The 18,657-nt window shown below is 61.8% G+C and carries 18 protein-coding genes, 1 tRNA gene and 1 pseudogene; 11 read left to right on the plus strand and 9 right to left on the minus strand.

What is annotated here, in order from left to right; translation table 11 throughout:
• Positions 1 to 72: 72 nt before the first annotated feature.
• The 3 genes from ABWK72_RS18360 (at position 73) to ABWK72_RS18370 (ending at position 6,112) form a co-directional block, all read left to right on the plus strand.
• Positions 73 to 1,296 (plus strand): M20 family metallo-hydrolase, encoded by a 1,224-nt coding sequence (locus ABWK72_RS18360; RefSeq protein WP_367871023.1) that lies wholly within the window; start codon positions 73 to 75, stop codon positions 1,294 to 1,296.
• 65 nt (positions 1,297 to 1,361) lie between these two features.
• Positions 1,362 to 5,072 carry a xanthine dehydrogenase molybdopterin binding subunit gene (gene xdhB, locus ABWK72_RS18365; RefSeq protein ID WP_367871024.1) on the plus strand — a complete coding sequence of 1,237 codons (3,711 nt, stop codon included), beginning with the start codon at positions 1,362 to 1,364 and terminating at the stop codon, positions 5,070 to 5,072.
• A 50-nt stretch (positions 5,073 to 5,122) separates the two neighbouring features.
• Positions 5,123 to 6,112 carry a DUF6804 family protein gene (locus ABWK72_RS18370; protein ID WP_367871025.1) on the plus strand — a complete coding sequence of 330 codons (990 nt, stop codon included), beginning with the start codon at positions 5,123 to 5,125 and terminating at the stop codon, positions 6,110 to 6,112.
• Between the two features lie 83 nt (positions 6,113 to 6,195).
• On the opposite strand, the gene ABWK72_RS18375 is transcribed toward ABWK72_RS18370, so the two are convergent.
• From ABWK72_RS18375 to pucL, 3 genes are all read right to left on the minus strand, one after another.
• Complete coding sequence (locus ABWK72_RS18375; RefSeq protein ID WP_367871026.1) at positions 6,196 to 6,810, minus strand: arsinothricin resistance N-acetyltransferase ArsN1 family B; 615 nt, start codon at positions 6,808 to 6,810, stop codon at positions 6,196 to 6,198.
• Between the two features lie 12 nt (positions 6,811 to 6,822).
• Positions 6,823 to 7,611, minus strand: a complete 789-nt coding sequence (gene xdhC, locus ABWK72_RS18380) for a xanthine dehydrogenase accessory protein XdhC (protein ID WP_367871027.1) — start codon at positions 7,609 to 7,611, stop codon at positions 6,823 to 6,825.
• A 74-nt stretch (positions 7,612 to 7,685) separates the two neighbouring features.
• Positions 7,686 to 8,531: a factor-independent urate hydroxylase gene (gene pucL, locus ABWK72_RS18385; RefSeq protein WP_367871028.1), complete on the minus strand. Its 846-nt coding sequence runs from the start codon at positions 8,529 to 8,531 to the stop codon at positions 7,686 to 7,688.
• A gap of 30 nt (positions 8,532 to 8,561) precedes the next feature.
• Here pucL and uraD point away from each other — a divergent pair, with 30 nt between their 5' ends.
• Together uraD and ABWK72_RS18395 are read left to right on the plus strand one after the other, a co-directional pair.
• Complete coding sequence (gene uraD / locus ABWK72_RS18390; protein ID WP_367871029.1) at positions 8,562 to 9,110, plus strand: 2-oxo-4-hydroxy-4-carboxy-5-ureidoimidazoline decarboxylase; 549 nt, start codon at positions 8,562 to 8,564, stop codon at positions 9,108 to 9,110.
• A 109-nt stretch (positions 9,111 to 9,219) separates the two neighbouring features.
• Positions 9,220 to 9,390, plus strand: a complete 171-nt coding sequence (locus tag ABWK72_RS18395) for a hypothetical protein (protein ID WP_367871030.1) — start codon at positions 9,220 to 9,222, stop codon at positions 9,388 to 9,390.
• 6 nt (positions 9,391 to 9,396) lie between these two features.
• Here the strand turns inward: ABWK72_RS18395 and ABWK72_RS18400 are convergent, their stop codons facing one another.
• The 3 genes from ABWK72_RS18400 to ABWK72_RS18410 form a co-directional block, all read right to left on the minus strand.
• A complete protein-coding gene (locus ABWK72_RS18400) occupies positions 9,397 to 10,764 on the minus strand; it encodes an MBL fold metallo-hydrolase (protein ID WP_367871031.1) in 1,368 nt (455 codons plus the stop codon).
• A gap of 133 nt (positions 10,765 to 10,897) precedes the next feature.
• Positions 10,898 to 11,470: a Uma2 family endonuclease gene (locus tag ABWK72_RS18405; RefSeq protein ID WP_367871032.1), complete on the minus strand. Its 573-nt coding sequence runs from the start codon at positions 11,468 to 11,470 to the stop codon at positions 10,898 to 10,900.
• Positions 11,471 to 11,522: 52 nt separating this feature from the next.
• Positions 11,523 to 12,026, minus strand: a complete 504-nt coding sequence (locus ABWK72_RS18410; RefSeq protein ID WP_367871033.1) for a peroxiredoxin — start codon at positions 12,024 to 12,026, stop codon at positions 11,523 to 11,525.
• 120 nt (positions 12,027 to 12,146) lie between these two features.
• Between ABWK72_RS18410 and ABWK72_RS18415 the strand changes: the two genes are divergently transcribed.
• A tRNA-Met gene (locus ABWK72_RS18415) sits at positions 12,147 to 12,221 on the plus strand.
• Positions 12,222 to 12,229: 8 nt separating this feature from the next.
• Here ABWK72_RS18415 and ABWK72_RS18420 read toward each other — a convergent pair.
• The 3 genes from ABWK72_RS18420 to ABWK72_RS18430 form a co-directional block, all read right to left on the minus strand.
• On the minus strand, positions 12,230 to 12,742 hold the full coding sequence (locus ABWK72_RS18420; protein WP_367871034.1) for a GyrI-like domain-containing protein: 513 nt from the start codon (positions 12,740 to 12,742) through the stop codon (positions 12,230 to 12,232).
• 367 nt (positions 12,743 to 13,109) lie between these two features.
• Positions 13,110 to 13,268 carry a hypothetical protein gene (locus ABWK72_RS18425; protein WP_367871035.1) on the minus strand — a complete coding sequence of 53 codons (159 nt, stop codon included), beginning with the start codon at positions 13,266 to 13,268 and terminating at the stop codon, positions 13,110 to 13,112.
• A 164-nt stretch (positions 13,269 to 13,432) separates the two neighbouring features.
• Positions 13,433 to 13,906 (minus strand): hypothetical protein, encoded by a 474-nt coding sequence (locus tag ABWK72_RS18430; RefSeq protein ID WP_367871036.1) that lies wholly within the window; start codon positions 13,904 to 13,906, stop codon positions 13,433 to 13,435.
• A gap of 548 nt (positions 13,907 to 14,454) precedes the next feature.
• Between ABWK72_RS18430 and rpsL the strand changes: the two are divergent.
• The 5 genes and pseudogenes from rpsL (at position 14,455) to rplC (ending at position 18,638) form a co-directional block, all read left to right on the plus strand.
• Positions 14,455 to 14,881 (plus strand): annotated as a pseudogene (gene rpsL / locus ABWK72_RS18435) (30S ribosomal protein S12).
• 33 nt (positions 14,882 to 14,914) lie between these two features.
• Positions 14,915 to 15,388 carry a 30S ribosomal protein S7 gene (gene rpsG / locus ABWK72_RS18440; RefSeq protein ID WP_367871037.1) on the plus strand — a complete coding sequence of 158 codons (474 nt, stop codon included), beginning with the start codon at positions 14,915 to 14,917 and terminating at the stop codon, positions 15,386 to 15,388.
• 33 nt (positions 15,389 to 15,421) lie between these two features.
• Positions 15,422 to 17,569: an elongation factor G gene (fusA, locus tag ABWK72_RS18445; RefSeq protein WP_367871038.1), complete on the plus strand. Its 2,148-nt coding sequence runs from the start codon at positions 15,422 to 15,424 to the stop codon at positions 17,567 to 17,569.
• 34 nt (positions 17,570 to 17,603) lie between these two features.
• On the plus strand, positions 17,604 to 17,912 hold the full coding sequence (rpsJ, locus tag ABWK72_RS18450) for a 30S ribosomal protein S10 (RefSeq protein WP_264489552.1): 309 nt from the start codon (positions 17,604 to 17,606) through the stop codon (positions 17,910 to 17,912).
• 45 nt (positions 17,913 to 17,957) lie between these two features.
• Positions 17,958 to 18,638 carry a 50S ribosomal protein L3 gene (gene rplC, locus ABWK72_RS18455; protein ID WP_367871039.1) on the plus strand — a complete coding sequence of 227 codons (681 nt, stop codon included), beginning with the start codon at positions 17,958 to 17,960 and terminating at the stop codon, positions 18,636 to 18,638.
• Positions 18,639 to 18,657: the final 19 nt, after the last annotated feature.

The raw sequence follows: 18,657 nt of genomic DNA on the forward strand, positions 1-18,657 counted from the left end.
GGATTTGAGGGTGAATGAGGCGCGGGCTTTTCAGATGGCACGGGTCCTGCCAGCCTTTCCACAATGAAGGTGATGAGCCGGCTGGACCGCGAGATCGATGAACTGTCCGCGATTTCCGCGCATCCGGCGCCGGCGGTGACGCGGGTGCTGTTCTCGCCGGAAGATCTCAGCGCGCGCGAGTGGCTGATGGTGCTGGCGAAGGAGGCGGGCTTCCAAGTGCGGCAGGATCCGGTGGGGAATCTCTTCATCCGCTGGGAGGGTAGCGAGCCTTGTCTGCCGGCGGTGGCCACCGGCTCACACACCGACGCGATCCCGAATGCGGGGAAGTATGATGGCGTGGTCGGAGTGCTCGGCGGGCTGGAGGCGATGCGGGTTTTGAAGGAGTCCGGGCATGTGCCGAAGCGCAGCATTGAGCTGATCATGTTCACCGCGGAGGAGCCGACGCGTTTCGGAATCGGCTGCCTGGGAAGCCGCCTGATGGCGGGCACGACTTCGCCGGAGCAGGCACAGGCGCTGCGCGATAGCGAGGGGCGCTCGCTGGAGGAACTGCGGGCGGCGGCGGGTTGCCGGGGGAACCTCGGGGCGGTGAAACTTTCGACCGGTGCCTACAAAGCCTTCGTGGAATTGCACATCGAGCAGGGGCCGCTGTTAGAGGAGGCGAAGCGGGACATCGGCGTGGTGGAGAAGATCGCGGCCCCCTCGGCGTTCCGCTTGCTTTTGAAGGGTTCCGGCGGCCATGCCGGGGCGGTCCTGATGCCGCAGCGGCGCGATGCCTTCCTTGCCGCCGCGGAGATAGCCCTGCTGGTGGAGAAGGCGGCTTTGGAAAGCGGTAGTCCGGATACGGTGGGGACGACGGGTCTCGTGGAGGTGAAGCCGGGCGCGATCAATAGCATCCCCTGTGATGTGAAGATGGAGGTGGATTTCCGCGATACCGACAAGGAGGCGCGCGACAAAGCCTTGGCCCGGATCGGCGATGGCACCCACGCGATCTGCAAGCGCCGCAAGATCGAGATCGGTTGGCAGGTGATCAATCAGGACCCGCCGGCGCTGTGCGATCCTTCGCTGGTGGCCTTGGTCGAGTCCCAGGCAGTGGCGGGGAGGTGCACCTACCAGCGGATGATCAGCCGGGCCTACCACGATTCGCTCTTCATGGCCCGCGTCTGCCCGACGGTGATGATCTTCATTCCCTGCTATAAGGGTTACAGTCACCGTCCGGACGAATACAGCTCGCCGGAAGCGATCGCGAAGGGAGTGAAGGTGCTGGCGGGGTGCTTGAAGGAGCTGAGCGCGAAGTGAGGTCGAAGTCCGGGAGCCGATGAAACGCGCGTGATTCTGGCCGGTTGGCTGCTAGGATCCGCGGCGTGTCCGGCACTCCGTCCATTCTCCGCATCAATGGCACGCCCTACGAGGTCGGCCAGGTGCCGCTGCATGAGACGGTTCTCGATTTCCTCCGCCACCACGGCCTGACCGGCACCAAGTGCGGCTGCAACGAGGGCGATTGCGGGGCCTGCTCGGTGCTGCTGGTCGAGAAGGAAGGCAAGCTGCGCTCGGTCAATTCGTGCCTCGCGCTGGTGCAGGCTTTCGCCGGTCGCGAGATCCGGACCGTGGAGGGGATCGGTCGTGGCGAGGATTTGCACCCGGTGCAGTCCGCGATGGTCGCCTGCCAAGGCTCGCAATGCGGTTACTGCACGCCCGGCTTCATTGCCTCGATGGCCGAAGCTTGGCACCGGCCGAGCCCGCCGGACGACGCGGCCGTCGCCGACCAACTCTGCGGGAACCTCTGCCGCTGCACCGGCTACCGGCCGATCCGCGAGGCGATGGCGAAAGCCCTCGCCGAGCAAGAGACGCGAGCGGAATGGGAAGCCTGGATGTCGCCCGGTGAAGTCCCGCCCGCACCGGTTTCGAGCACTTCCGGGGAGGGGACCTTCCTGCGCCCCTCCACCGTTGCCGATGCCATCGCTTTCAAGAAGCAGCACCCGAAGGCGACCTTCATTGCCGGTGCCACCGAGATCGCGGTCTGGGTGAACAAGCACCAGTGGCGGCCCGGCGTGCTGATCTCGCTCGATGACGTGCGCGAGCTCTCCGTGATCCGTCGCTACGAGGACGCTTGGGAGATCGGCGGCGCGGCGCGCATGACCGATATCCAGGATGCGCTCGGCGGCGAGTATCCGGTGCTCGATGAAATGTTCCGCTGGTTCGCCTCGCGGCAGATCCGGCATCGCGCGACGCTGGGCGGGAATCTTGCGACCGCTTCACCCATCGGTGACAGCGCTCCGATCCTGATGGCGCTCGACGCCACGCTGCAGCTGGTCTCCGCGGAGGGCGAGCGCGAGGTGCCGCTCGATGGCTTCTTCACCGGCTACCGCAAGACCCTGTTAGGTCCGGATGAATTGATCCGCACGATCCGCATCCCGCGCCATCAGCCCGGGCGCGTTGCCTTCTACAAGGTCTCGAAGCGCCGCGAGATGGACATCTCGATCGTGGCGGCGGGAATCCGCGTGGTGACGGATGAGGCTGGCTTAGTCAGCGAGGCACGACTGGCCTTCGGCGGCGTGGCGGACCGGACCATGCGGGCGATGGCGGTGGAGGAAGCTCTCATCGGGCGACCCTTGGAAGTGACACCGGAGATTCTCGATCTCCTTGAGAAGACCTTTACGCCCTTGAGCGACGTCCGCGGCAGCGCGGCCTACCGGGCTTCGGTAGTGAGCGGCTTGTTCGCGAAATTCGTGGCCGCCGAAGCTCCCGAGCCGATAGTGCTCCATGATGAATTCGAAGGTGGCACCGGCATCTCCCACGAAAGTGCCCGCGGGCATGTCACCGGCGCGGCCCGCTATGTCCATGATACCGCTCTGGGTCGCCCGATGCTTGAAGTCTGGGCCGTCCGCTCGAAGGTCGCGCGCGGCACCTTGAAGAATCTTGATGTCTCGCTCGCGCGCCAGACACCCGGCATTCACCTCATCCTCACCGCCGATGATCTCCCCGGCGCGAACAACAGCGGACCCTCCCGGCATGATGAGCCCTTGCTCGCCGTCCACGAGATCCTCTTCCACGGTCAAGCCCTCGCGCTGGTCGTCGGCGATTCGCTCGAAGCCTGCCGGATTGCCGCGGGGATGGTGACGGCGCAGATCGAGGAACTGCCGCCGATCCTAGGGGTCGAGGCGGCACTGGCCGCGCAATCCTTCCACACCGATCCGCACGTGCTTTCGCGCGGCGATGTTACGGCTGCCCTGTCCGCGGCACCGCACTTGTTAGAGGGCAGCTTCTCCTTCGGCGGCCAGGAGCACTTTTATCTGGAGACCCACGCCGCTTGGGCGGAGGCCGATGGCGAGGGCGGCACGTATGTCTCCAGCTCCACCCAGCATCCCTCCGAGATCCAGACCATCGTCGCGGAGACCCTGCACGTCCCGCGGCACAAGGTCGTGGTGGAGTCGCCGCGGATGGGCGGCGGCTTCGGCGGCAAGGAAACCCAAGGCAATGCCATCGCCGCACTCTGTGCGGTGGCCGCGCTCAAGACCGGCAAGCCGGTGCGCTGGCAGCTTGATCGCGACGAGGACATGGCCACCACCGGCAAACGCCACCCCTTCCTCGCCCGCTACCGCGTCGGCTACGATGACCAGGGCATGCTGCAGGCTGCGGAGGTCTTCCTGTGGTCGGATGGCGGCTGGTCGCTTGATCTCTCGCTGCCGGTCACCGACCGCGCGCTCTTCCATCTCGATAACGCCTACTACATCCCGAACGTCCATTTCGAAGGCCGCGTGGCGAAGACGAATGTCACCTCGCACACCGCCTTCCGCGGCTTCGGCGGGCCTCAGGGGATGCTGGTGATCGAGGAGATCCTCGGCCGCATCGCCCTCAAGCTCGGCCTGTCGCCGGAGGAGGTGCGGCGGCGGAATTTCTACCACGGCTCCGGCGAGACCAATACTACCCACTACGGCGCGGAGATCGGCGACAACCGCGTAGAGCACATCTGGGACGAGCTACTAGTAACCTCGGAGTTCAAGCAACGTCGCGCGGCCATCGATGCCTGGAACGTCGCGCACCCGCACCGCAAGCGCGGCCTCGCCATCACCCCGGTGAAATTCGGCATCAGCTTCACCCTTACCTACTACAACCAGGCCGGCGCGCTCGTGCTGGTCTATGCCGATGGCTCGCTGCAGGTGAACCACGGCGGCACCGAGATGGGCCAGGGCCTGCACACCAAGATACTCGGCGTCGCCATGCGCGAGCTCGGCCTGCCCGCCGCCAGCATCCGCTTGATGCAGACCCGCACCGACAAGGTCCCGAACACCTCCGCCACCGCCGCCAGCTCCGGCTCCGACCTCAATGGCATGGCCGTCGCCGATGCCTGCCGCCAGCTCCGCGAACGCCTCGCCCCCTTGGCCGCGGAAAAGATCGGCTGCTGCCCGGAGGAGATCACTTTCGCCGATGGCTCGGCCCACGGTCCCGGCGGCTCCATCGCCTTCGCCGACCTCACGATGCTCGCCTACCAGCGCCGCATCCAGCTCTCCGCCGCCGGCTTCTACGTCACCCCGGATCTCAAGTGGGATTGGGCCGTCGGCAAGGGTAGGCCCTTCCACTACTACGCCTGCGGTGCCGCCGTCAGCGAGGTCGAGATCGATGGCTTCACTGGCATGAGCAAGGTCAAGCGTGTGGACATCCTCCACGACGTCGGCGACTCGCTCAATGCCGCCGTCGACCGCGGCCAGATCGAGGGCGGCTTCGTCCAAGGCATGGGCTGGCTCACCCGTGAGGAGCTCAAGTGGAACGACAAGGGCGTCCTCCTCAGCCACAGCGCCAGCACCTACGCCATCCCCGCCATCAGCGACGCCCCCGAAGATCTCCGCGTCTCGTTCCTACGGAATGCCACCCAGGACCGCACCATCCACGGCAGCAAGGCCGTCGGCGAACCGCCTCTCATGCTCGCCATCTCCGTTAGAGAAGCGATGCGGGATGCGGTGGCGGCGTTTGGCGCGGAGGGGGATTTCGATTTGGCGTCACCGTGTACCTCTGAGTTTGTCAAAATTGCATCGGATCGTGCTTCTGAGGCTCGACAGGGGATGCGTGGCAATTGAATATCGAATTCGATTTCTAACCCAAACGTTTCCATCAAAATTCTCGAGATATGAAGAATCAGGCCATTCTGCCAGAATCTCCAGAACTTCTCAAGTATGTGAAGCGCATGGAGGGCGAAGTCAATGAGGTGATCAAGCTGTCTCACTCATTTCCGCAATCCTTTGATATTGGTGACCCAAATCTCAGGAGATCACTTCATCTTGAAGCGGTTGCTCTTGCTTGTTTCTGGATCGAATCATTTTCGGAAGCAACTCCGGAAATGTTGATATGGGCTAAATTATTTTCGAAACGTCTAGTCGCAAATTCTGAAATCGTTGATGCCTACACACAGATTGGATTTCCTGGCGAGGCCAAGAATTTTCTCGGAAATAGATTAGCCTATTATAAAAACAATAAGGCTTCTTGGCAGCTCAACGAGGAGATTGTTGTGAGCTGGATAGGTATAGTCAACTTTTGCGCCCTTTTTAGGGATATGAAGGCGCCTCCAATGATTGGAAAAAATCAAGATGCCAATCACTTGCTAGTTCAGAGAGAAAAGGACCTTGCAAATCTACAAAAGACGTTGGGAATTGACCCTTCTTCTCAGGAATACATAGATCTAATGGGTGTTTGGCTCAAAGGATACGCTGAGAGTCTTGCCCGGACGGTCTCAGGATCCACAAAAGCATATGTTACTGCGATTGAAGAATCAAAAAGAGGAGATCTCAAGGCGGTAAAAATTGCTAGGCTCTATAAATGCACGTTGCTTGCACTATCTTGCTGGTGTGTGGTCCTCTCTTTCTGCGATTTCGATAAGATCTGGATTTATCAATTGACGAGAATAGGTGTTACTGCGGCGGCGGTTTTCCTTGCGATCATTCTCCGGGGATGGCAAATGTTTGCGGCTATTTTAATCGCCGTGCTTTTCAATCCGATCGCCCCTATTGACTTCGACAACTCTGCGTGGACGGTGGTGGATCTGAGCGCCGGGATGGTTTTTCTAATATTAGCATTCTGGCCCTCTCCACATTCTGTCGGTAAAAACTCGACCTCGTTATAAAGAGACCGGCCCGAGGCGGTGAAGACGAGTCGATAGATTGCCAGAGAGCGCCTGGTTGAATTGTTCATCCACGGCACGCCGAGCTAGTTCGGCCTTGATCCGGGCGCTCCGATGGCCAGCCCGCTATCGATCGCCCGCTGCCATTCTGGCGTTCTCGCGATAGCCGCTAGGAGCAGGGGCGCGGAAGGCTTCACATCATGCGGGCGCAAGGCCATCGACCACCAACCCACATCGTGCCAGGCGCCAAACTTGTAGCCGACCTTCTGATAAACCCCCACCGGCTCGAAGCCCATCGCCTCGTGCAGGCCCACGCTCCCGGGATTCGGCAGGGTCACGCCAGCATAGGCATTGTAGAAACCCTGCAGCCGGAGCAGAGCGAAGAGCGAAGTGTAGAGCGCGCGCCCGACGCCGCGCCGCCGGTATTGCTCATGGATGTAAGCCGACACATTCACCGACCACTGGTAAGCGGCCCGCTCGCGATGCGCGGAGGCATACACGTAGCCCGCCACCTCACCGTCCTGCTCCCAGACCAACCACGGGAAGCGCTGCTGCACGGCATTCATCCGCTCCCGCATCTCGCCGGTGGTTGGCGGCTCCACTTCGAATGAAGTCACCGTGGTGCGGACGATCACTGCGTAGATCGCCTGGATCTCCTCCGCGTCGCGGTCGGTGGCTGATCGGATCAAAGCCGTATTCATGTCGCGTCTGGATTATTGCTCCATCGGACCCGTCCGGGCATCGCGCTTCCCCAGAAGCTGCGCCGCGATACTGATGGCGATCTCGTGTGGTTCGTTGTCGCCGATGGGAAGGCCGAGCGGGCAGGTGATCTTCTCTAAGAACTCCTCTCCGATTCCTCCGTTCCGCAGATCGCGCAGCAGGGAGGCCCGCTTCGAGGCGCTTCCTATGGCACCCACAAAAGGGATGGCGGGGTAACGGGTCAGCACCTCCCTGAGCACCGGCACATCGGTGCCGTGGCCCTTGGTGATCGAGAGAACGAACGATCTCTCTGTCACGAGATCAATGCCTTGCTCGAAGGCCTCGAAGAGATGGGTAGCAAGGTTCCGCGATGCGGGCAGACGCTTGAGCCAATCACCGCGTGTATCGATCACATCAAGCTGGCAGGACAGCGGCACCAGCACTGGCACCAACGCCTGCACGATGTGACCCGCCCCGAAGATCACGATGTGCCAAGGCGGCTTCGCGGACACGCGCTCGAAGAGCAGCGTCATCTCGCCGCCGCAGGTCATGCCGATGTCCTGCTGCAGGTTCCATCGGTGGAGCCGCGTGGTCTCCGGTGAATCTAGTAGCAAAGCGGCTTCATCGAGCGCCCGCGCTTCAATCCGGCCACCACCGACGGTTCCCGAAAGCCGCCCCTCGCGCGTGACCAGCATCTTCGCCCCGGCATCGGCAGGCACGCTGCCCCGCGCCGCGGCGACGGTGACGACCACGAGGTCGGTGCCGGTTTCCTGGCAGCGGGTGATTTCTTGCCACGGGGTCATCGGAGAAAGGCGGAATCACCAATCATCAATATTCCAATCATCAATCGAAGTGTTTTGAAGAACGGAATTTTCGCCTAGCGGGTGATTACCGCTTCGATCTCCCCATGCGGCTCATCAGTCGGCAGTAGCACCGCCTTCTGCCCGGGCCGACCCAGCTTCGTCAGGTCGAGCCCGAGGAAGTGCACGTTTGGCATCTTCAACTCGATCCGTGAAATGGCCGGCACGGCTGCCAGTATCTGTTCGCCGATCTCGAAAAGGGTGCGCTGCACCGAGGGGCTGTAGTTCCTGGCGAAGACGGTGTGGGCCACGGCAAGCACCGCCGCATCGGCCCCGCCGAAGTCGGCCGCATGATCCCCGAACTGCCACTCCGCGGTCAGCTTCGTCGCAAAGACCCGGTCGTTTGCCGGTGGCAGGGTAGTTAGCTCGCAGACATTGTAGCCCTCGAAACCGGAGCCCGTCGTCTTCATCACCAGATGTCCGCGGATCCCGGCAGCCAGCATCGGCTCTTGCCCCCGGAAGAAAGCACCGCGCGAGAAAAACTCCCCATTCGCCGCATGCACGAAGGCATGCGGATGCGATTCCCCCGCGATCTCCATCCGCCCCCAGCGCCGCTCGCGCAGCTCCACCTCGACCCCCGTTAGATGCGGATACTTCGCCAGGAAATGCCCGCCGATCACCTTGGCGAAGCTCGTCCGGCAGGTCTCCAGATGATCGTGGGCCAGCAAGTGCACCGTGTTCTTCACCGTGTCCGTCGGCACGATCGAGAGATTGTCCTCGCTCAGATACGAGCCCGCCAGATCCCCCTGCAACAGCACATCCGCCTCCAGTTCGCAGACATCGTGATGAGTTTCATCGTGCCGGATGACTTTCATCACCCGCACGCGGAACTTGCCGTAACGGTTGGATTCGAGCGTTGCCACGGGAAAGGACTGTTGGAAGATTCGGTAGCGATGGAAAGGCTATCGATCGGCGCGCTGAATGCGATGGAGAAAGACGACTTCACCGCCTGCCTCGGCGGCATCTACGAGCACTCCGAATGGGTCGCCCGCGCCGCCTCCCAGCAAAGGCCGTTCCAAGACCGCTCCGGGCTCGCCGCCACCATGCGCCTGGCCGTCGAAACCGCCACCGACGAGGCCAAGCTGACCCTGATCCGCGCCCACCCGGATCTCGCCGGGAAGCTCGCCCGCGCCGGCGCGCTCAGCGAAGCCTCCACCCGCGAGCAAGCCGGCCTCGGTCTCGACCGCCTCTCCGACGGCGAATTCGAGCGCTTCACCGACCTCAACCGCCGTTACCAAGAGCGCTTCGGTTTCCCCTTCGTGATCTGCGTCCGCCTCACCGACAAACCGGGAATCCTCTCCGCTTTCGAGGCCCGCCTTGAAAACGAAATACCCCGTGAGATCGCCGAGGCGCTGCGCCAGATCCACCACATTGCCCGCCTGCGCCTGGCGGATAGGGTCTCGGAGCCGTATGCAGAAAGCTTAGGCTCGCTTGAACGATAGCCCAAGGGCCGGATCTTGGACTGCGAAGAGCTTTTGGCACCCTACACGATCGCGTAGTTGCTTTCTCCTGCGGAGCGACTTAGGGTAATAGTTGCTGTCCCTCCCCCTCATGAAACATCGCATTTGTCTCGCCTGGTTTGGCGATCTCGATACCCCCCGCCGCAGCCGTCCTTCCTCCGGCCAACTGGTTTCCACGGAATCCCCGCAAAACCCGGGCGATACCCGCGATTTGTCGCAGCGCTCCAAGGAGCGTTCGACCAAGACGCCGCCGAAGCGTTGAGCTAATTCAGCCAATCACGTAGTCGCGTCCCGGCTCCGGGACGATCGTCTCGGTGCCCGGCAGCTTCTCCTTGAGCTGCGCCACGAACCACGCGCTGGCCCGTGGGTCGCCGTGGACCAGAAAGGCCTTCGTCGGCTTCACCTTCAGAATGTATTCCAGCAGCGACTCGCGCGTCGCGTGGCCGCTGAAGTCGAAAATCTCCATCTCGCAATTCCTCGCCACCGGCAGGCGCTTCGGATCGAGCACCACCTTGTCCCCGGTCTGCCCCAGACGGATATGACCGGCCGGCGAGGCCGGATCGGCATAGCCGACGAAGTGGATCGCGTTCTTCGGATTTTCGAGGAAACCGGCCTGCGCGAAGCTGTTCGAGACCGTGTTCTCGCTCATCATCCCGCTGGAGAGGCAATAGATTGCACCCTGCTGCAGGGGGATCGGGCCCTTGCGCTTCTTGGTGCCGGCTTCGAGATCCATATCCTCCAGGATATGGAAGCTATCGTCGCTGCGGCGGGTGCGGCCCTTCGCGAATTTGTCGTAGATCACCGTCATCTTGGTGCTCAGGCCGCCAATGTAGATCGGGGTCTTCCGCGGGATCAGCCCGCGCTTCTTGAAGCGGTGGAGCATCGTCAGCACCTCCTGCGTCTTGCCCATTGCGAAGACCGGGATCAGCACGCTGCCGCGGCGCTCCAAGGTGCGGGCCATCGCCTCGACGAAGCGCTGCTCCTCATTCTGCCGCGTATAGTCCGGCCGCCGCTGGCTATCGCCGCGCGTCGTCTCGATGATCAGCGCATCAACGTGGTCCTCCGGGAAGACCGCGCCCTTGATCAGCGTGGAATCCTCGAAATTCACGTCGCCCGTGTACATCACCCGGTGGCCGTTGCACTGCATCGTGATTCCCGTCGAGCCGAGCACATGGCCGGCATCGTGGAAGGTCGCGCGGACATGGCCCTCGGGGTCCAGATCGAAGGGACGCTCCATCCCGCGGGTCTCGAAGTGGCGCTCCACCTCGTCGATATCGCGGTGGGTGAAGAGCGGATACTCGGTGATCCCGAGTTCGACCCGCTTGGACTGCATTACGTTGACCGAATTGTGCAGCATCGCCGTCGCCAATTCCGCCGCCGCCGGGGAAAAGAAGGCCTTCGCCTGCGGCTGCTGGTTCAGCAGCACCGGCAGTGAGCCGGTGTGGTCGAGGTGCGCATGCGTCACCACGATCGAATCGACAGAGCCTTCCTCCAGCAGGTCATATCGCGGCAAGCCCTCCAGACCGTCGTGCTTCGGGTGAAGTCCGGCATCGAGGACGATCCGCGCATTGCCGGTATCGAGAAGGTAGGAGTTAGCGCCGATTTCGGCGTGGCGGCAAAGACTGCGAAAAACCATGTTCAAACGTGTAGTCCCGCTGACGATGGGGGAGGGGCGCGAAATGTCGAACGTTGAATTTGCGGGGGTCGCGCAGGCACGGCGGGATTCACTTCCCCATCGCCACCCGGCCCATCCGGCGGCAAGCCGCCTCTCAGGCGAAGAGTTCGGCCAGCGGAACGCGAACTCCGGGAAGTGCGGCACACTCCAAGACCGCGTCTCCCTCCGCGACGCTGAGCTCGCGATAGCTTCCCGCTTCTGGAGCGCGGTAGATTTCCACACGCCGCTCTGTGGCGAGAATGATCCAGTACTCCTTCACGCCTGCTACGGCATAGACCGAGGCTTTCTCCCGATCCAGAACCGCGCTGGAAACGGCGATTTCAATTACGAGTTCCGCAGTGGACGGATGCTTGTCCACGAACTCCGTCTCCATCCCGCGGACAACAGCCAAATCCGGTTCGGGCTCGGAGTCAGAGAAGGTCAGAGGATCCTCCCGGAGCAACGTGAACCCTTCTGGAATCAATTCTTGGAGTAGCTTGAAAAGTCGCCGGGCGATCGAGGAGTGGAGGGGAGACTTCGACATTTTTTCGATCACGATTCCACGGATCAATTCGGTCCGGCTTCCCGCTTCGTCGAATTCGGCGAGGCGGTGATACTGTGCCACCGAAACCAGAGAAACCCGGGCGCGGACTTCCGGAATGGATAGTATTTCGGAAGCAGCACTCATCGCGTGAAGCTTACGCTAATGGGAGAATGCGTCAATTCCGCGGGAGATGCGTTCATCCCGCCTTCTCCAACTCTTTCAGCACGTCCGCTGCCTGCTGGTCGGTCGAAGCCTCGAGATCGAGCCAGACCAGCTTGCCATCCTTGAAAAGATAAGCCTGGCGCTTGGCGAAGCCCTTTTCGTGCGGCACCCCGAAGGCATCGGCGACCTTCGTGTCGGTATCGGCAAGCAGCGTGAAGGGCAGCTTGTATTTGTCCTTGAAGGCCTTCTGCGCCTCAACCGTGTCCACGCTCACCCCGAAAACGGTCACCTTCTTGTCGGTCAGCGCCGCGTAGGAATCCCGCAGCGAGCAGGCCTGCTTGGTGCAGCCCGGGGTGTCGGCCTTCGGGTAGAAATAGACCAGCGTCCAGCCCTTTGCCCCGGCCTCTGCCAGCTTCACTTCCTTCCCGTCTTGGTCTTTGGCGGTGATGGCGGGCAGGGCGGAACCGGTTTCGATGGGGGCGGCAGACATGGTGGTAATAGAGAGGATGATGGCGGCGATTGGACGGAGAGGGTTCATGGGAGAGGAGATTGGCACCGGAATCGACGGGTGCAAGGGGACGATTTTTCAATGGACAGAAGCCCGCCGCGACGCTACTGCCTTCGCCCCGCCCGCAAGGACGGACAAGCATTTGGTAACGGCAGAGTAGCTCAGGGGTAGAGCAGAGGACTCATAAGCCTTTGGTCGGCGGTTCAAATCCGCCCTCTGCTACCAAAGTGCTCTCACGAAGAGGGGCCCTGGTTGGCTCCGTGAGCCGGTTGGCTTGGTTTGCTGTCGGATTCCCGCAGCAGATGGAAAACATCGGTGCGGATCTTGGATGGATCGGCATTCCAGCTCTCCTTCCAGTGCCCGTAGATCTCCCAGCAGATCCCGGAAAGCGGATGTCCCTCCTCGGCGCACCAGCGGCGAATCACCGCATGCGCTTCGGAAAGACCGGGGTAAGGCCCGAAATGGACGGTCGTCGCCACCCGGCCAGCCGGCAATTGCGAGCAATGCACCCGGTCATCGCCGACGAAAGGCTCCGAGACCTCTGCACCGACCTCAACCGAGCGCTGAGTATCTAAATACAGGGCCAGGTGACATCCCGGCCGCGGGAGACTGGCGGCCCGGATGAATGACCATACCTCGCCACAGGCCGCCGGAACGAACCGCGACAGCTCTTCCGGTGCCACTTGGCCTCGGATGACGGCGGTATGGATCAGCTCCGAGCTGCTGAGTTCGATGGAGTAGCTCATACGAGTGTAGGGCTAGCGCCTTCCGGTCGGCACGGGCTGGAGGCTTTGCCGGGCCGCTCCTATCTCAAGGCAACCGCGAACGGACTTCCAGCCTTAACCTCTCAGGATCCTGCCGCAGATCCGCCACGGCGATGACAATGATTCCGCGAGGATGAGGCACGTAGAACAACCCGAGAATCGAACGCCGGATCACCAAGCGCCGCACGGGATCCTTCCAAGCCGTGGCCATATAAGGAAACCGGAGCAGCAATTCCGTGGCTTTCTCGATCCGCTGCAGCAATTGGACCCTGCTGCCATCTTGCCGGTCTTCCCATTCGGCGAAGAACTTCTGCAAACTCGGCTTCCGCCGCCCAAATTCCTTCCGGCGTCACGGGCGTTGACCGAGAATGCGCGCCTTGACCTCGCTCCACGGTGAAACCTGCTCCGGGTGCAATTGATAATCCTGCCAACGCCCCTCGACGAACGCGGCGAGCGCAGGATCGTCAGACGCGGTGTGGCCGGTGACGTCGTCCCAAAGCTCGGCCATGGGCTCCAGCTTGTTCCTCGTCGGGAAGGTCGATCAGGCCAGGATATCGTTCCGCGATCATTGCCAGTAGCATAGCTGCCTCAAATTCCTAGGCAAGGGAATCGGGTGCGTTCGCCGGTTCCCCCGATAGCCTTACTTAGAACACTCCGAAGGGAGAGGGGGCTTCAGAGCGAACGAAGCACGCATTCCACATTGAAATCGCCTTCCGGGTTGCCGATTTCCGCCGCCATCTGCTTCAGGACGCGGAGTCGGTCCTTAGATACAATATCCTGCAAGTCCCAGAGGAATCCCGCTGAGGCCATGCCCCAGTCGTCACGTTGGGTGGCCCGCATCGCTCCATCTTCACGGATAAGCCGTCTCGCGGCTTCGGACTTGCCCGGGCCATCTGCTAGCCAATCGCTGACGATCAACATGCCCAGGGTGAAGAACGGGGCTCCGGACTCTCCCATGACGCCCTCGGGCAGCTTCGCGCCGGCGGCGTCGAAAGCCGCGCGCAGAAGCTTTAGATAGCGGCGGTCGTGCCGGTCGGCATCTTCTAGCAGCCAGGAAATCGGGTGCATCCAGATCCAGTCCCCGTTTGCCCCGGTATCAATACTTCCCATCGCGATCGCAAAAACAAAGTTCCGGTAGCGGACCATCGATTCCTGCAAGGAAGGGACCGAGGAGAGCGGAACGGAAGATCTCAGGCTGACGGGCGGGGCGCACACGACCTCCCACAAGTCCGGATCCTCCCGCTCCGGAAGCAGGCCCTCTTTCCGGACTTCCCTCAAAAATCGGACGTAGCCGCCGTAGCCAGGATCACTTTTTGCCATCTCACAGATGTCCTCGTCCGTGACCCTCGAGCGGTGGAACTCGAAGAACTCCGAGAGCTGTTGGTTCAAAATAGTCTTCATTTTCAATGGCTTGGACAAAAAGCAGTTTCAAGAAAGTCCTAAAAATTTCAGGTTGGTGAAGCGGTTTCCCGGCGTAAAATTTTTCCTAAATAGGTCTTGCCAGCTTGGTCGCGATCCCTAAGTTCGCCGCCCCACATCGCCATCCTGCCACCGGCTTTCAAATGCCAGCAGGGCGGCTTCATTCTCCAAACACTATCGGGCGCACCTCCGGATAAAAGGCTCCTGCGAGGGATTTTTCGCTCGCCGCCTATCCGGTACGCTCCTGAGCGAAAACCGAACCACGCAGGAATCCAATGCCGACCATCAATCAGCTCGTCCGTAAGGGACGCCAGACTCCGATCGAAAAATCGAAGTCGCCGGCGATGAGCAATTGCCCGCAGCGCCGCGGCGTCTGCCTCCAGGTGATGACCCGCACCCCGAAGAAGCCGAACTCGGCGCTCCGGAAGGTTGCGAAGGTCCGCCTCACCAACGGCTACGAAGTGATCGCCTACATCGGCGGTGAAGGCCACAACCTCCAGGAGCACTCCATCGTGCTCGTCCGCGGCGGTCGTGTGAAGGACCTTCCCGGTGTCCGCTACCACATCGTCCGTGGTTCGCTCGATACCCTCGGCGTCGACAAGCGTCGCCAGAGCCGTTCGAAGTACAGGTGCCAAGCGTCCGAAGCCCGGCCAACCTGTTGTCGCCGCGAAGGGTGGCAAGGGCGGTGGCAAGAAGAAGTAATCCCGCTTCGCAAGCTCTTAATCTTTTCCGATCATGTCACGCCGCAAGCGCACTTTCCACAAGCCCGACCGCCGGGATTCCCGCTACGACAGCTCCCTCGTGGGTCACCTCATTTCCAAGGTGATGCTCGATGGCAAGCGGTCCCTCGCGGAACGCATCGTCTACGCCGCCATCGATAAGGCCAGCGAAGGCGTCGATACCGTCGATCCTCTTGAAGTCGTCACCCGCGCCATTGAAAACGCCAAGCCGCGCGTGGAAGTGAAGAGCCGCCGCGTCGGTGGTGCCACTTACCAAGTGCCGCTCGAAGTTGCCGCCGACCGCTCCGAGTCCCTCGCCCTGCGCTGGCTCGTCGGTTACGCCCGCGGCCGCAAGGGCACTCCGATGCACGTCGCCCTCGCCAACGAGCTGAAGGACGCCGCCAACAATCAAGGCTCGTCCGTCCGCAAGCGCGACGACGTCCACAAGATGGCCCAGGCCAACCGCGCCTTCGCCCACTTCCGCTGGTAAATTCGCAAACGGGGCCTTCCGCCCCATCCCGCCATGTCTTCCAATCCCAACAATCCCGATCGTCCGTATCCGCTTGAGCGGACGCGGAATATTGGGATTGCGGCGCATATCGACGCCGGGAAGACCACGCTCACCGAGCGCATCCTATTCTACACGGGAGTCATCCACAAGATCGGCGAAGTCCACAACGGCAACGCCACGACCGACTGGATGGAGCAAGAGCGGGAGCGCGGGATCACGATCACCTCCGCCGCCGTGACCACCAAGTGGTTCCAGCGCCAGGAGGAGGGCGTGACCAAGCTCTTCCCGAACGAGGAGCAACGCATCAATATCATCGATACCCCCGGCCACGTGGACTTCACGGCCGAGGTCGAGCGCTCCCTGCGCGTGCTCGATGGTGCGATCGTCGTCTTCTGCGGCGTCGCCGGGGTCCAGCCCCAGACTGAAACGGTCTGGCGCCAAGCCACCAAGTATCACGTTCCCCGGATCGTGTTCGTCAACAAGATGGACCGGGTCGGCGCGAACTTCGATAACGTCTTCCACGAGCTGAAGGAAAAGCTCGGCGCGAATGCCGTGCGCGTCCTGATCCCGATCGGTGCCGAGGATTACCTCACCGGCCAGATCGACGTGGTGAACCAGAAGGAAATCCACTTCAACGACGACGACAAGTTCGGCTCGACCTACGACGTCCGCGAACTCGGTGCCGATCAAAAGATCATCGCCGAAGCCGCTTACGCCGAATTGGTCAGCGCCGTTGCCGATGTCGATGAGCAACTCGGCGAGAAGTTCCTCATGGAGGAGCCGATCACCAAGGAAGAGCTGAAGCTCGCCATCCGCCGCGCCACCATTGCGAACAAGCTCGTGCCCGTCGCCGGCGGATCCGCCTTCAAGAACAAGGGCGTCCAATACCTCATCAACGCCGTCATCGATTACCTCCCGAGCCCGCTGGAACTCCCGGCGATGATCGGCATGGACCCCGATAACGAGGAGCACAAGATCGAGGTCGTCACCAGTGACCACGAGAAGTTCTGCTCCCTCGCCTTCAAACTCTGGGCGGACAAATTCGTCGGCAAGCTCATCTTCTTCCGCGTCTACTCCGGCGTCATCCGCAAGGGCAACACGGTCTACAACCCGCGAACCCGCCGCTCCGAGCGCGTCGGCCGCCTGATCCAGATCCAGGCAGACGAGCATAAAGACATCGATGCTTGTTACGCTGGCGACATCGCCGCCATGGTCGGGCTTAAAAACGTCACCACCGGTGACACGCTCGCCAAGGAAGGCTACGACGTCGTTCTCGAACCTCCCACTTTCCCGGATCCCGTCATCTCCATGGCGGTTGAGCCGAAAACCAAAGCCGATCAGGAAAAGCTGGCCCTCGCTTTGGCCCGCCTGTCGGAAGAAGACCCCACCTTCATGGTGAAGAGCGATGAGGAAACCGCTCAGACCATCATCTCCGGCATGGGCGAACTCCACCTGGAGATCATCGTCGATCGCCTGAAGCGCGAGTTCAAGGTCGAGGCCAATACCGGCGCTCCCCAGATCGCCTACCGCGAGACCATCACCGCCGAAGCCTTGGGCGAAGGCAAGCTGGTCAAGCAATCCGGTGGCCGCGGCCAATACGGCCATGTCCGCCTCTCGGTCCGCCCGAACGAAAAGGGCAAGGGTCTGACGATCGACAACAAGATCGTCGGCGGCGAGATCCCGAAAGAGTTTCACAACGCCGTCATCAAGGGCGTGAAGGAATCGATGACCAATGGCAGCGTCGCCGGCTACCCGGTGATCGATGTCCACGTCGATGTCCTCGGCGGCTCCTTCCACGAAGTCGACTCGAACGAGAACGCCTTCACCATGGCCGCCATCTTCGCGGTCAAGGACGCATTCAAAAAGGCCAACCCAATCCTCCTCGAGCCCATCATGGCCGTGGAAGTCTCCACCCCGGATGACTACCAGGGCGATGTGATGGGCGACCTGAGCCGCCGTCGCGGCCAGATCCAGAACACGGAGAGCAAGGGCAAACTTTCGGTCATCCACGCGAATGTCCCCCTCAAGGAGATGTTCGGCTACTCCACCGCCGTCCGCACGCTTTCGTCCGGCCGCGCATCCTACTCGATGACCCCGTCCCACTTCGAGCAAGTGCCGGGCAATATCGTCGCCGAGATCGCCACCGATCGCGGCCACTAAGACTTACCTACCCATCTCAAACTAATCCACCGCCATGGAAAACCAAAAGATCCGCATCCGCCTGCGCGCTTTCGATCACCGCGCCATCGACCGCTCCGCCGCGGAGATCGTCGAAACCGCCAAGCGCACCGGTGCCAAGGTGGCCGGCCCGATCCCGCTCCCGACCCGCATCGAGAAGTTCAGCGTGAACCGCTCCGTGCACGTCAACAAGAAGTCGATGGAACAGTTCGAGATCCGCACCCACAAGCGCGTCCTCGATATCGTCGACCCTACCGCCCGCACCGTCGATGAGCTCAAGAAGCTCAACCTGCCCGCCGGTGTCGACATCGCCATCCGCATCTAAGCTGCGCGGTTTCAAATCTCAAATTTCACTCTAGCTCGTATCGTCATGTCTCTTGGACTTCTCGGCAAAAAACTCGGTATGACCCGCCTCTTCGATGAGAAGAGCCAGGCCATGATCCCCGTCACCGTCATCGAGGTGGGCGGCAACACCTGCCTGCAGGTCAAGACCGTCGAAAAGGACGGCTACTCCGCGGTCCAGGTCGGCTATGACGACAAGAAGGAGTCGCGCGTCGGCAAGCCCGCGCTCGGCCACTTCAAGAAGCACGGCTCCGGTGCCAAGTATCTGGTCCAGGAATTCCGCTTCCCTGCCGACCAGGCCGCTCCCGAGACCCACACTGGCCTCGAAACCTTCGTGAAGGACCAGTGGGTCGACGTCACCGGCACCTCCAAGGGCCGCGGCTTCCAGGGCGCGGTCAAGCGCCACGGCTTCGGCGGTCTCAAGCAGACCCACGGCTCCATGATGCACCGCCGGACCGGTGCCATCGGTTGCCGCTCCACTCCCGGCCGCGTCTGGAAAAACCAGAAGATGCCCGGACACATGGGTGACGTGCCGCGCACCATCCAGAATCTCAAGGTCGTCGCCGTCCGCACGGAAGACAACGTGATCCTCGTCTCCGGCGCCGTCCCCGGTGCCAAGGGCAGCTACCTCTCCATCCGCGCTTCCAAGAAGAAGGTCTCCGCACCGATCTTCGTCCCTCGCGTGGAAGTCGCCAAGAAGGGCAAGTAAGCCAAGGCCGCCCGCCCTC

The organism is Luteolibacter sp. Populi (genome assembly GCF_040801775.1).
Classification (GTDB): domain Bacteria; phylum Verrucomicrobiota; class Verrucomicrobiia; order Verrucomicrobiales; family Akkermansiaceae; genus Haloferula.

Excerpts from the sequence above, each read along its gene's own strand:
- ABWK72_RS18360 (WP_367871023.1), top strand. The coding sequence starts at position 73 with ATGAGCCGGCTGGACCGCGAGATCGATGAACTGTCCGCGATTTCCGCG.
- ABWK72_RS18370 (WP_367871025.1), top strand. The coding sequence starts at position 5,123 with ATGAAGAATCAGGCCATTCTGCCAGAATCTCCAGAACTTCTCAAGTAT.
- ABWK72_RS18375 (WP_367871026.1), bottom strand. The coding sequence starts at position 6,810 with ATGAATACGGCTTTGATCCGATCAGCCACCGACCGCGACGCGGAGGAG.
- xdhC (WP_367871027.1), bottom strand. The coding sequence starts at position 7,611 with ATGACCCCGTGGCAAGAAATCACCCGCTGCCAGGAAACCGGCACCGAC.
- uraD (WP_367871029.1), top strand. The coding sequence starts at position 8,562 with ATGGAAAGGCTATCGATCGGCGCGCTGAATGCGATGGAGAAAGACGAC.
- ABWK72_RS18395 (WP_367871030.1), top strand. The coding sequence starts at position 9,220 with ATGAAACATCGCATTTGTCTCGCCTGGTTTGGCGATCTCGATACCCCC.
- ABWK72_RS18400 (WP_367871031.1), bottom strand. The coding sequence starts at position 10,764 with ATGGTTTTTCGCAGTCTTTGCCGCCACGCCGAAATCGGCGCTAACTCC.
- ABWK72_RS18405 (WP_367871032.1), bottom strand. The coding sequence starts at position 11,470 with ATGAGTGCTGCTTCCGAAATACTATCCATTCCGGAAGTCCGCGCCCGG.
- ABWK72_RS18410 (WP_367871033.1), bottom strand. The coding sequence starts at position 12,026 with ATGAACCCTCTCCGTCCAATCGCCGCCATCATCCTCTCTATTACCACC.
- ABWK72_RS18420 (WP_367871034.1), bottom strand. The coding sequence starts at position 12,742 with ATGAGCTACTCCATCGAACTCAGCAGCTCGGAGCTGATCCATACCGCC.
- ABWK72_RS18425 (WP_367871035.1), bottom strand. The coding sequence starts at position 13,268 with ATGGCCGAGCTTTGGGACGACGTCACCGGCCACACCGCGTCTGACGAT.
- ABWK72_RS18430 (WP_367871036.1), bottom strand. The coding sequence starts at position 13,906 with ATGGTCCGCTACCGGAACTTTGTTTTTGCGATCGCGATGGGAAGTATT.
- rpsG (WP_367871037.1), top strand. The coding sequence starts at position 14,915 with ATGTCACGCCGCAAGCGCACTTTCCACAAGCCCGACCGCCGGGATTCC.
- fusA (WP_367871038.1), top strand. The coding sequence starts at position 15,422 with ATGTCTTCCAATCCCAACAATCCCGATCGTCCGTATCCGCTTGAGCGG.
- rpsJ (WP_264489552.1), top strand. The coding sequence starts at position 17,604 with ATGGAAAACCAAAAGATCCGCATCCGCCTGCGCGCTTTCGATCACCGC.
- rplC (WP_367871039.1), top strand. The coding sequence starts at position 17,958 with ATGTCTCTTGGACTTCTCGGCAAAAAACTCGGTATGACCCGCCTCTTC.